Source organism: Mesorhizobium sp. WSM4845, assembly GCF_055811455.1.
Window position 1 is genome coordinate 175,662 of sequence record NZ_JBVVQA010000002.1, and the last position, 11,963, is coordinate 187,624.

11 protein-coding genes and 2 pseudogenes are annotated in these 11,963 nt (G+C 58.3%); 8 read left to right on the forward strand and 5 right to left on the reverse strand.

Features of this window, described 5'->3' with window-relative positions:
- Positions 1–247: 247 nt before the first annotated feature.
- On the forward strand, positions 248–2,602 hold the full coding sequence (gene eutB, locus AC0L2C_RS03075) for an ethanolamine ammonia-lyase subunit EutB (protein WP_473522665.1): 2,355 nt from the start codon (positions 248–250) through the stop codon (positions 2,600–2,602).
- A 225-nt stretch (positions 2,603–2,827) separates the two neighbouring features.
- Here eutB and AC0L2C_RS03080 read toward each other — a convergent pair.
- Positions 2,828–2,986, reverse strand: a pseudogene (locus AC0L2C_RS03080) (IS6 family transposase); the annotation flags it as partial.
- A 220-nt stretch (positions 2,987–3,206) separates the two neighbouring features.
- Here AC0L2C_RS03080 and AC0L2C_RS03085 point away from each other — a divergent pair.
- From AC0L2C_RS03085 to AC0L2C_RS03100, 4 genes and pseudogenes are all read left to right on the forward strand, one after another.
- Positions 3,207–3,353, forward strand: coding sequence for an ABC transporter (locus AC0L2C_RS03085; protein ID WP_077380058.1), 147 nt, complete (start codon positions 3,207–3,209; stop codon positions 3,351–3,353).
- Positions 3,354–3,501: 148 nt separating this feature from the next.
- Positions 3,502–4,173, forward strand: a complete 672-nt coding sequence (locus AC0L2C_RS03090) for a hypothetical protein (protein WP_287288741.1) — start codon at positions 3,502–3,504, stop codon at positions 4,171–4,173.
- Positions 4,174–4,252: 79 nt separating this feature from the next.
- Positions 4,253–4,426 (forward strand): annotated as a pseudogene (locus tag AC0L2C_RS03095) (protein-S-isoprenylcysteine O-methyltransferase); the annotation flags it as partial.
- A 271-nt stretch (positions 4,427–4,697) separates the two neighbouring features.
- On the forward strand, positions 4,698–5,351 hold the full coding sequence (locus AC0L2C_RS03100) for a VIT1/CCC1 transporter family protein (RefSeq protein WP_473522666.1): 654 nt from the start codon (positions 4,698–4,700) through the stop codon (positions 5,349–5,351).
- A 90-nt stretch (positions 5,352–5,441) separates the two neighbouring features.
- Here the strand turns inward: AC0L2C_RS03100 and ydiK are convergent, their stop codons facing one another.
- The 4 genes from ydiK to AC0L2C_RS03120 form a co-directional block, all read right to left on the reverse strand.
- A complete protein-coding gene (ydiK, locus tag AC0L2C_RS03105; RefSeq protein ID WP_128169712.1) occupies positions 5,442–6,542 on the reverse strand; it encodes an AI-2E family transporter YdiK in 1,101 nt (366 codons plus the stop codon).
- A 145-nt stretch (positions 6,543–6,687) separates the two neighbouring features.
- Positions 6,688–7,776 carry a calcium/proton exchanger gene (cax, locus tag AC0L2C_RS03110; RefSeq protein ID WP_128177060.1) on the reverse strand — a complete coding sequence of 363 codons (1,089 nt, stop codon included), beginning with the start codon at positions 7,774–7,776 and terminating at the stop codon, positions 6,688–6,690.
- Positions 7,748–8,095: a potassium channel family protein gene (locus AC0L2C_RS03115; RefSeq protein WP_287064218.1), complete on the reverse strand. Its 348-nt coding sequence runs from the start codon at positions 8,093–8,095 to the stop codon at positions 7,748–7,750. The genes cax and AC0L2C_RS03115 overlap by 29 nt, the downstream gene beginning before the upstream one ends.
- An 87-nt stretch (positions 8,096–8,182) precedes the next feature.
- Positions 8,183–8,341 carry an aspartate-alanine antiporter-like transporter gene (locus tag AC0L2C_RS03120; protein ID WP_473522667.1) on the reverse strand — a complete coding sequence of 53 codons (159 nt, stop codon included), beginning with the start codon at positions 8,339–8,341 and terminating at the stop codon, positions 8,183–8,185.
- A 924-nt stretch (positions 8,342–9,265) separates the two neighbouring features.
- On the opposite strand from AC0L2C_RS03120, the gene AC0L2C_RS03125 reads away from it, so the two are divergent.
- Genes AC0L2C_RS03125 through AC0L2C_RS03135 form a run of 3 tightly spaced genes read left to right on the forward strand, consistent with a single transcriptional unit; the run spans position 9,266 to position 11,935 of the window.
- Positions 9,266–9,493, forward strand: coding sequence for a hypothetical protein (locus AC0L2C_RS03125; protein ID WP_287288737.1), 228 nt, complete (start codon positions 9,266–9,268; stop codon positions 9,491–9,493).
- A 30-nt stretch (positions 9,494–9,523) separates the two neighbouring features.
- Positions 9,524–10,936 carry a DUF3300 domain-containing protein gene (locus tag AC0L2C_RS03130; RefSeq protein WP_473522668.1) on the forward strand — a complete coding sequence of 471 codons (1,413 nt, stop codon included), beginning with the start codon at positions 9,524–9,526 and terminating at the stop codon, positions 10,934–10,936.
- A gap of 48 nt (positions 10,937–10,984) precedes the next feature.
- On the forward strand, positions 10,985–11,935 hold the full coding sequence (locus AC0L2C_RS03135) for a DUF2950 domain-containing protein (RefSeq protein ID WP_473522669.1): 951 nt from the start codon (positions 10,985–10,987) through the stop codon (positions 11,933–11,935).
- Positions 11,936–11,963 lie beyond the last annotated feature (28 nt).

Consider the following 11,963-nt stretch of genomic DNA (forward strand, 5'->3'; position numbering starts at 1 on the left):
TGGCGTGATGAGGTGCGAGGCACTTATCGAGCGTTGGCGCGGTTGCAGAGTTCGACCCCACGCTGCAGCCCTGGAACATCGCCCGAGCCGAATTGGTGAAGCTATGCAATCCATCTTTCCGAAGACTGCCGTTCCGAAGCTAGAATCCAAGAATGCTTTCAGTTCCAGACCTCAGTCAGCCATTGACGCGGTCGCCGCGCGCGCGAAACCGCTGATCGCCCTGGTCCTTTGCAACAAGGAGATAGCCATGAACAAGAGCTTACCCTCGAAGGAGAATGAAGGAGTTTCGAGAAGAGAACTGCTCTTAATGGTGGGAGCAGCTGCTGGGGCCCTTGCAAGCTACAGCGATGCTGCCAAGGCGGCACCCGGCCAAGCAAACATTGCGATCGACCAGGTCCAGCCGGGAGAAGACGTCTTTGCGTATATCAACAGGGTCAAAGGAGACTTTGATCAAACAGTTTACCAGCAAGTGATTGGCGCTGCGAATGACTTTAAGGAAGGAGATCAGACCATTGGAGTGGGCGCTGTGGATGAGGCAACACGGAAAAATGCACGCGCCCTTTTGACAAATACGAAGATCGGGGATCTCCACCAGTACCCATTGCTCGAGGACGACCTTCAACGATTGATATGGCAGACCACCGACCAGGCCCAGTACGCAAAGGTCAAAGATTGGACCATGGGCCATTTGAAAGATTTTCTCCTGACTGAGCCAGAGGCGACGATTAAGGGCGTAATGCACGGACTCACCAGCGACACGATCGGCTGTGTCCCGAAACTGATGAGTAATGAAGAGCTGATCGCCCTGAGTCAGAAAATCTTCAATGTGTTGCCGGGCACCAACATGGGCGCAAAGGGATACATGGGTGCACGAATCCAGCCCAATTCTCCTACAGATCATCCCGATGACGTGGTTTGGCAGGTCTTCGATGCGTTCTCCTATGCAACGGGCGACATTGTCATCGGGACAAACCCCGTCGACAGCACGGTCAACAGCGTCGTGGGCGTTGAAGGGGCGCTTAGAGACATCGTCAATACCTTCAAGCTGGACGACGTGATCCCTTGGTGTGTGCTTGCGCATATCGACGTGCAGGCAGAGGTAAGCGAAATGTATCCTGGAACAGTTGCCACGATGTTCCAGAGCCTTTCTGGAACAGATGACTGCAACAAGATCTTTGATATCACGAATGAGACAATACTGAAGTATGCAAGCGCGAAGAAAGGGGAAAGATATGGCCTCTACTTCGAAACTGGGCAGGGCTCCGAATTTACAAATGGCGCGGCAAACGGCGTCGATATGATGGTACTGGAGTCCCGAAAATACGGCTTCAGCAGGGCGGTTGGAATTGAACTCGCAAAGGTGCAGCCCAGGGGGCCGTGGCTTCATGTCAACGATGTTGCCGGATTCATTGGTCCGGAGGTATTCAAGAACCGCGAACAACTGGTGAGGTGCTGCCTCGAAGATATGGTCATGGGCAAACTCCACGGATTGACGATCGGCCTGGATATCTGCACGACCCTACACATGACGGTCAGCCTTGAAGACTTGGATTGGTGCCAGGACCAGATAATGCCTGCCAATCCTGTTTACCTGATTGCGCTGCCCACCAAAAACGACCCGATGTTGAGCTATCTCACGACGTCCTTCCAGGATCACGTCCGGTTGAGGGAAAAATTCGGCTTCAAAGTCAATGACGCGATGTGGGATTTCTACAAGCGGATCGGGATTGTTGATCAGAACAACAATTACACCACGAACTATGGCGATCCTCTCTGGGTGTACTACCAGTACCGCCTCGCGAAGGGCGAAAAGCGGCCTAAAGACGTCGTCTACGCGGAAGGCAGGCAGAAGATTGAGGAGGTTGAAGGGAGAGGCGTCGACCTCGCTATTGGGCACGGCGAGAATATCTGGGATCTGAACCCAAAGCTCGCAGCCAAAGTGAAGGGATTATACGATGACGCCAAGCAGTCTCTCTGGGCCGAATTAACGCCCGAGTTTGTCGCTGCCATACCCGATGTGGTGCCGGTCCGCACGCTATCCAAAGACCGCAATGACTATATAGCTCACCCGAATACAGGTGAAACACTAAGCCCGGAAGCGATTGCAGAAATTGAAAGAATAAGGGATTCTTGGGGCGACGACTTGCCGAAAGGCCAGATCGTTATCTCGGATGGCCTAAACGCCAAAGCCATCATGGACGAGGGACATCTAGCACCCTATCTCGAAGAGATGCGCAGGTTGCTTGCCGACGCCAATGTCCCGATGAGCAACAAGAACATCCTGGTTACAAGCGGAAGGGTCCGGGCCGGTTATCGGATCGGCGAGGTGCTCTTTCAGAACGCAGATCCCAAGAGTTTCAGAGGGATTCTTCACATCATCGGCGAACGGCCGGGAACTACACATCATGCCTACTCGGTATACATTACTGTAGCCAACGGCATTCAATGGTCCGAAAAGAAAATAGACCATGACATTACAAGACTGGTGAGTAATATTGCAGATACAGCCCTGCCGCCCAGGGAGGCTGCACGGGAAACCCTAACGATTATCAGGGAAGTCGTTGGCAAGGGTGTGAGCGGCAGCCGACGTTTTGGGACATAGTTTGCTGCCTTGGTGATGTCCTTGGGCGGAACGAGGTGTGATCTACGTTAGGGGTCCGGATGCCATCATGATCGAACTCGTCGATCCCGGCACCCTTTCAGAAGGGCCAATTGCGGCAACGCGGCGAAATCCGCCAATGGAGTAGCAGAGGCAAGCTATTGGGTGAGTATGCAGTAGACTTCGGAAGGGAAACGCTGCGACGGCACAGCCATTGGACGCGCTTCGCGAGAAGTGAACGACCCAGCGGTGGATCGTCGAATGATCGATACTGATGCCGCGCTCGGCCATCATTTCCTTCAAATCGCGAAGGCTCAAGCCGTAGGCCAGATACCAGCGAACGCAAAGCAGAATGACGGACTGGTCGAAATGGCGGCCCTTGAACATCTGAACTCTCCGGCGAAACACCAGAGGCCATGCCATGCGCCTGGTACCGAAAGCTTTGCAACACAGCCCAATTTTGCAACGGAACCCGACAGAATGCCTCTCCCAACCATCAACCGACAGTTAAATTGGCTAGGTGTGTCTTTCCTGCACTAGCTGCGGTGTAGTCCCCCGTTAGTTTGCGTGTTGTAGCTTGAACCGATTCGCCCGAGGGGAATATGTGATGAGCAGAATTCTAATCGCAGTGGTCGCGGCGCTCGCCGTCGCCAGCCTAAGCGGCTGCGCAAATATGGACATCGGCAAAGGGAAGGGGAAGGCTCCGCCGCCTGTCGTCGTCGAAGAGCCTGCACCGGCGCCCGTGTACAAGTAAACCGGCCTAGGTCGGGATGGGGAAGGGCCGCTGGTCTTTCCCCATCAGCCAGCAATACGGATCGGGCGACTCTTCGGCTCGGTCGTGAGGTCACCAGTGGCGGGCAGGACCCGCTTTTGATCTGCGCTCCTCGGAGTTCGGGAATGAAATGACGCTTGTAAGTGGCCGTTCACTGTCCGTGGCCCTGCTCGCGCTCGCGGCGGCATCATGCCAATCGCAATCGCAGGATAAACCTCAACTGAATTTCACGTCCGATGAACGGACCCTAGCGGCTGCCGGGGCGCCGACGAGCACGGTGAATTCAGCAGAGGGCCGGTACTTCATCGAGTTTCGCTCCCGCTACGCCTATACATACGGGCACTCCTTCGTGATTTTCGGGCGCATGGACAAATCGGGAAAGATGATCAATGCCGAAGTCGCCGGGCTCGCGCCGAAATCCAACGATCCCAATATCTATATGCTCGGCCATCTCGCGCCGGTGCCGGCCTCGACCGGATGGACCGACGGCGATCTGGAAATCGCCTACCGGTCGGCGAGCTGGACAGTTCCGCTTACCGAACCTGAATACAGGAGGGTCGTGGCATATATACGCAAGCTGCAGGCCAAGTCGCCGCTCTGGCACGCGTCGCTCTACAATTGCAACGCCTTCGTGGCCGACATCGCAAGCTTCATGGGCTACAAGACGCCAGGTATCTGGCTTATGCCGCGTGATTTCATCACAAAGCTTCGACAGATGAATGGCGGGCCGAATGCGATCGGCTATACCGGCCCGCCGGGGGTTGAATCCGGAAATGCCGCCGCCGCAACGGCCCCCCGTTAGCAGATCGAGAATGTCGAGGCGGCCGCGGCTCCTCAAGACGTCCATACCGCCGTAAGGGCGCCGGTGAGCTAGATTGAGCATGGAAGCGAGTTCAGTCGGCGAGATCGTATGGGTGTTCGGGATCGTCGGCTGGTATGTGATTCGATATCCTTTCGAGCACCGGGCCAAGCGCGTGCTGCTCTTCGGCCTGGCGATTCTGCCCGGCTTCTATGTCGCGACCGGAATCCCCGAGTCAGCCGACTTTACGGCGAGATGATGGGCGGTCGCGCTCGGGGCTATCATCTTCGCCCTGTCCGCGCGCGGCATGGGCCTCCCGGACTTTAATGGCGCATCATTGCCATCCGAATCAAAGGGATGCGCTATGGGACAGGTTCTACACCGCCGCGCCACCATGCTGAAGCGGAGCCACTCGTTCGGCTCTGCCCAAAGCACGGGAACTCGGCAAGCGGAATTAGACTCCAAACGGAAATCGCTTGCTGTAAGGTGCGATTGCTCAAGTGTTGTCATGTGGCGGTTGTCCTGCCATGAACGGTCCCGATCCCGTTAGACCCGTGCTCGACCCCATCGACCGTCTGTCGGAGGTAATTTTCGGACTATTGATGGCGCTTTCCTTCACAGGCACCATGAGCGTCGCGGTTGGCGAAGGCGACAAGGTGGGGGCCGTGCTGATGGCTGCCCTGGGCTGCAACCTCGCTTGGGGAATTGTCGACGGCGTCATGTTTGCCTTGACGACAGCTGTGGAGCGGGTGAAGCGCCTAAATTTCTTTGAGGCCATCCGCGTGATGCCCCTGGCAGAGGCGCGGCGCGTCTTCCTCTCCGAGTTGCCGAAGGACGTCCGCCTGGTCACATCCGAGGCCGACGCCGAAAGTATCGTCACGCGCATCAGATCTCTTCCAGTATCCGACAATCGGCGCATTGTGAACATTCGGGATGTCAGAGCTGCAGTTTCAATCTGCTTGCTGGTCATCCTATCGACGCTTCCACCCAGCATGCCGTTCCTGTTCATCGACGATCTGCCGACGGCGATGCGCGCGTCGAACGCGGTAGCCGTCGCCATGCTGTTTTTGATCGGCGCACGGCTCGGCAAATATATGGGCAGAAGCCCTTGGCCGATGGCTCTGGCCATGGCGGCAATCGGTAGCGTCTTGGTAGTTACGACTATAGCGCTTGGAGGGTGAACTGCCGGGCGTGCGCATTGAGTCCACCCTACTAGCCGATTTGGCTCGCGGCGCTGCCGCCTAGCTTAAAAGCAGCAACGCCTGCCGGCTTCATCGCGTTTCCCCAGGAGGTTCTCTATCATCGCCATCCGCCATCCACGCATTGAGCAGCGTGTAGGCGACCGCGAGCACCGTAGGGCCAATGAAAATGCCCAGTATGCCAAACGCTACCAGGCCGCCGATGACCCCGGCCAGGATAAGCAGCATAGGCAAGTCGGCGCCTCTGCGGATGAGAACAGGGCGAATAAATTGATCCATCGTCGCGGCGACGATGGTAAAGGCCAGCAACACCGTCGCCCAAAGCGTGTCGCCCGAATAATACATCCAGATCACTGCCGGAGCCATTACCAGGACCGGACCGAGCTGGATCAGACACAAAATGAAGATCAATGCCATGAGCACGGCGGCATAGGGCACGCCGGCTACGGCCAGCCCGATACCCGCTACAGCGCTTTGCGCAACGGCGGTAACCACTACGCCTAAGGCCACACTTCGGATCGCCTGGCCGGCCAGCTTTACCGCGGTCTCTCCACGAACGCCGCCCAGCCGGCGACCGAAGAGAATTGCGGTGGCGGCGGCCCGTTCACCGCCCGAATACATGATCGCGGCAATCGCGGTCGTCAGCAGGAAATGTATGAACATGCCACCCAAATTTCCGGTGGCTGACGCGAACCAGTAGGTCAGCGTTCCGGCATAAGGGGTCAGTCTTTGGACCAGTTCCTGAGCGCCCGCCGAGTTCAGTTTCTGCCATGCTTCGGCAGCGCGTGCTCCAACCAGGGGCACTCCCTCCAGCCAGCTGGGTGGCGGTGGCAGTCGCATCGACAGGATAGTCCGGACCAGGTCGCCAACCTTGTCGATGTTCGCGATGACCGTGCTGAGCGCCAGCCAGAAGGGCACGATCACAAGCAGCAGCAAGGTCAGCGTCATGATCAGGACGGCAAGGCCGCGGCGGTTGCCGGTATGGCGCTGCAACCAGAGCATGAGCGGCCAGGTGGCAAGCACCAACGTCGTGGCCCATACGATCGCCGGCAGAAACGGCTGCATCACCCAGATGCTGGCGATGAGAAGACTGCCGATGAACAGCACCGCCAGCGTCACGCGGGTGAGATCCTGACGAGGATGGACGAGGGGACGCGAACCGTCCGAATCCATTATCTGCCCTCCCAACGCCGCTCGCCTATCTTTCTCACGTCATGTTCTCCAAGTCCGCTCCTGGCGCGCCCAAACCTGCGGTCAGCCCATCCTTGGTGTTCACCTATGGTATTCGCCCTGACGGAACCACGGCCCGCCTACCTGCCTAGATTTGCGGTGGCAGAAGGTAGATCGTCATGGCGAAGATCAGATAGACCATTAGCAGCAGCACTCCGACGAACCATGCGGAACGTCCGCTATTGGTCATCAGAAATGCCGTGATCGTCGCGATAAGCACCATGACGACCGCGCCCGGCCAGAACAGCAGGTCCATCGGAGCGGGGCCGATAACATAGCTGAGGAGTACCATCATCGGGGCGACGAAAAGCGCGATCTGTGATGCGGCCCCAAGCGCGATGCCCACGCTCAGGTCCAGCCGGTCCCTTCGCGCGCCGGCAAACGCCGCCGCCATCTCGGCAGCACCGCCTACCAACGCAACGACGATGAAACCCACGAAGGCCGGCGTCATGCCGAACGCCACCGCAGCCTCCTGCACCGACTCGACGAACACTTCGCTTACCAGAGCAACAAGCACTGTCACCGCTGCCAAAGTTCCGAGAGCCAGGCCCATCGGCCACGCTTCGCCTTCTTCCGCATGGGCTGTTCCGCTGAAAAGTTCTCGATGGGTCTTCAGTGAGAAGATCAGGCCCATCGCGTAGGCGCTGATGAGCAGCACCGACAATCCAACGCTCAACTGCTGGGTGAACGCGGACGTGGCAACGGAATCGACTTGCGCCACCATGGACGGGGTCACCATCGCGATCGTAGCGAGGAACAGCAGGCTGGTTTGCAGCCTGGCGCTGACCCTGTTGTACTCCTGCACATGATACTTGATACCGCCTAGCAGGAACGAGGCGCCCAACATGAACAGAGTATTGGCGACGATTGCTCCGGCGATAGAAGCCTTCACCAACGTGTACTGGCCGGCTTGCAGCGCAGCCAGCGCAATGACCAGTTCCGTCAGGTTTCCCAACGTGGCATTCAGCAGCCCGCCGACCGTATCGCCCGTCTTGGACGCGACCGACTCGGTAGCCGCGCTCAGCAAGGTGGCCAGCGGTACAATCGCCAGCACAGAGAGCACAAAGAGCAGCGTGTGCGCTTCCGGCTCCAATTGCCGGACGACGAATACCACCGGAACAAACGCCAAAAGCCAGAGAACGACGTTGCTACGGATCTCTTTGATCAAGGGGCCCATTTCCAGCCTCATTCAGGAGATTGCGGTCAGCCGCCCTCAGCGCCTGCACGGCGACCGCCGCAACGAGGCCTGTCATCACTATGCCGGCAAAACCGATTGCTATCGCCAGTAACCGCGTCAGAAGGTGCTGCGGCGAGAAATCGCCGTAGCCGATCGTAAGACCGGTCACGAAGGTGAAGTAAAGAGCTTCGTCGACGCGCCAATCCTCTATGCGTCCGATGACTAGTCCCGCTCCCACCATGGCGAGAAGGATTCCGGAGAAGATCGGCCAGACCACACGAAACTGCTGCACGAGCGCATAAAGGAACATGCGCCTCATTTGCCGCGATCGGGGCTTGCCGGGTAATCCTACTGCCACCGAAGTCCCTTTCTCAGGTCGGATTTCAGTTCGCCATCACGCCCACGATCACCGTCCCCAGGTTGTGAGCAGGATGTGGCCGATCGGAACCGCCGGCGTATAGCCAAGGACGGCAACCGGACTGCCCGAGCGGTCCTGCACCGCCGCCATGCCGGCGGGATTGGTCTGCGCCCCAGCCAGTCCTCCCAGGAGCAGTATGGGGTTCATACGGAGCAGGTCGTGCCCGAGGTACAGTCCCGGTCCCACCGAAGAGAGGGAAGCGCATACGCAGATGCCCGACGACCAGTCCTGCCAGCAGCGCCCTCAGCGACGGAGAAATCGTGATCCCAAGCTGCCTAACGATGACGGCTGCAATGGGGTCGCTGTCACCGCTCCTAAGCCGAGATCTTCATCCATAAAGGGGCAGAAATAATAGCAAATGGCTAGAGACATGAAGGTCGCGATTTCAGGACAGCTGCGAAGCTGTGCTCACGAACCCATTCAACCATGATACCCTCCTGTTGCAGGTTCAATACTAAAAGACGCGGCCAGAAGTTCTCCGATTGCTTCCGCCGATAAGGTAAATTGTATGATAATTATCTATGAAACCGCTGATTGCAATGTCAGTTAATTTGAAGTCGTACAATACACCCTTGCGTGCCTTATTTCAAGGTGTTATCATGACTGCATCGCTATGCTATTGAAGTCTCGATTTTTTGACGTAGACTACTGCTATGGTTACATTTTAACAGCAGACGTGAGCGAGCGCTGAGGGACGATAATTCAAAGCTTATTTTAATTATGGTGTGTCTAAGAACTGCGCGAGAAAGTAGTTTGACAATAGAGAGTTGAGGGCCATTGAAGGGATGTTCCTGTGGCGCATCAATTTTCCAGTGAGTTTGGCTCTGTTCCGAGCTTGAAGGGACGGCTCACCCCGTGTGACCGGTTAAACCATACCGATGCCGCGCAAACGGTTTCCAGTGCAAGCCATATTCGCGTCTCCAACAGCGGTGGCGCGGGCGGAATGCTGGACAGATGCAGATCGGACGCGCAAGGACCGCCTCTGGATGTTCAGCCCAACGCGAATTTTGCGGCTTACTATCGGAACCCCTCGATTTCGAATTCTGGCTGCGCAAATACCAAGGCGAGGAAATGGTTACATGGCTGGAGAAGAACGTTCATCCACTGGACCTGGTCTATCGCCTGGCGAAGGACCACTCGATCGTGCTGCTCAATGGCGGGGGTTTCGATGCTCCCAACTGGAGCGTGCGTGTCTCCATCGTCAATCTCCAGGACGATATCCATGACGACATAGGTCGCGCCGTCCGCGCGGTTGGGCGGAGCTACGTCGACCCTTTCGACGCCGCGCAAAAGAAATAGCTTGGCGATCGCAACTGTAGGAGCAGCCAGATGACCCATTGGTCCAGGTTCGGCCTCGTTTCAGTCGGCCTTGCGGCCCTTCTGCTTCTTTCCGCGCCGTTCGGTGCGCCTGCCTACGGCCAGACCCCCACTCCGACTCCGCGGCCGGCGGCCGACAGCGAACCGGCCGCCGTCACTGAGGAGCCTGCTCCTCTCACGCTCGACGAACTGAAGGTCCTGACCGCGCCGATCGCGCTTTATCCCGACGATGTCGTCGCGCTCACCATCGCGGCTTCGCTCTATCCGCTACAGATCGTGCAGGCGGCCCGCTTTCTCGACGAAAAGGCGAAGTCTCCCGACCTCGAGCCGAACGACAAATGGGATGGCAGCGTGATCTCGCTGCTCAATTATCCCAAGATCGTGAAGATGATGAACGACGATCTGGAGTGGACCGAACAGTTGGGCAATGCGGCCGCCAACCAGCAGAAGGATTTGCTCGTCGCCATCCAGCAGTTGCGCGACGAGGCGGTCGCCAAGGACTACCTGAAGACGACGGAGCAGGTGCAGGTTGTCAACGAAGGCGACAATGTCGTGATCAGGTCTGCCGATCCGCAGACCGTCTATATCCCGACCTATCCCCCCGAAATGCTGTACGAGCCCGACTACGTCATAGCGGGCGACCCGATCGCGTACGACCCGTACCCCTCCTATTACTATCCGACAGCGCCCTACTGGGCCGCGCTTGCTACCGGTGCGATGTGGGCCGCAGTGGTCGACTGGGACGACTGGGGAACCTGGGGCGGCGACGTGGATCTCGACGTCGATATCGGCGACAACATCGATATCGATTTCGACAATATCGACATCGACAATATCGACATCGACAGGCTGAAGGACCTCGACCTCAAGAACATCGACCGCGACAAGATCAATCTCAAGAACGCGAACATCGACCGCGACAAGCTCAAGCAGAACCTGAAGAGCAAGGACTTCAACAACATTGCCAGCAAGGCCAAGGACCGCCGGGAGTCGGGCAAGGGCAAGCAGGCGCGGGCGCATGACCTCAAGGGGAAGGATGTCCGCAAGAATGTCGCCGAAGGTTTGAAGGACCGGCCGCAGGCCAAGCTGCCGAAGTCGGGGACCAAGCGACCCGATGCAAAACGCGTCTCGGACCAGCACAGGAAGGCGAAACCGGCGGCCAACAAACCTGCGGCCAAGAAAGTCGCTCAGAAGAAGTCCTCCAGGAAAAAGCCGGCTGCGCGCGCCGACAATCGTCCGCGCAAGCCGTCGGCGATGGGGAATCCGCGACCTGGCAGGGTTGCGACCAACCATTCGAACCGCGGTGCCTATAGCCGGGGTGGCGGCCATCGCCAGGTGCAGAGCAGAGGTGGAAGAGGAGGGGGCGGAGGCGGACGAGGCGGAGGCGGACGAGGCGGAGGCGGACGAGGCGGAGGACGCCGGTAGCAACTGCCGTATCGTGTGCGACATCCGGCTTATTTCAGGAACATGATCATGATCCGATACCTCATTACCGCAACTCTCGCACTTTCGCTCGGCGTTCCCGCACTTTCGGCCGGCGGCGCCCAGGAAGCACAGACCAGCACCACGCAGGATTTCGATGCCTTCATCGGCGAGACGCCCACGCCGTTCGCAACAGTCGACGAACTCGTCGAGGCGTTCCGCAAAGCGCTGGAGGAAGATGACAAGGAGGCCGTCGCCTCGCTTCTCGGACTGTCGCCCAGCGAAGTGCTGAAGTCGAAGGAAGTGGAGGCGAGCTTTCCGGAAATCCGCGAAGAGGCGGCGAAGGGCATCGCCGTCAAGGAACTGGCACCCGACCGCCGCTCGCTTCTTCTTGGTAACCAGGTATGGCCGTTTCCATTCCCTGTCGTGCAGACAGAGGGCAAATGGGCGTTCGATACCATCGCCGGGCTGGAAGAAGTCATCAACCGCAGGATCGGCGAGAACGAGCTGACCACCGTCGCCAACCTGCGCGCCTATGTCGACGCCCAGGAGGATTACAAGGAAACCGACTGGGATGAGGATGGCGTCGGCGAATATGCTCAGAAGCTGATCAGTACGCCCGGGACATATGACGGGCTCTACTGGGAACCCGGCGACGGCGTGCCGGAAAGCCCGTTCGGTTCGCTGATCAGCCAGGCCGAGTTGGCGACGGCCGCCGAGGACGGCTATTTCGGATACCGCTACCGCATATTGAACGGCCAAGGCGCGAACGTCGCCGGCGGCCAGTACGACTACGTCATCAACGGCAACATGATCGCCGGCTTTGGGCTGATCGCGATGCCTGCCGAATACGACCGCACAGGCATCATGACCTTCGTCGTAAACCAGTACGGCACAGTCTACGAAAAGGACCTGGGGCCCGATACGGCGGCGCTCGCCGAAAAGATCACGGCGTTCGATCCCGACGACAGTTGGGCCGTGGTCAACGATCCGGGCGAGTGAGCAGGCCCATGCACATCGCGGATGCGTG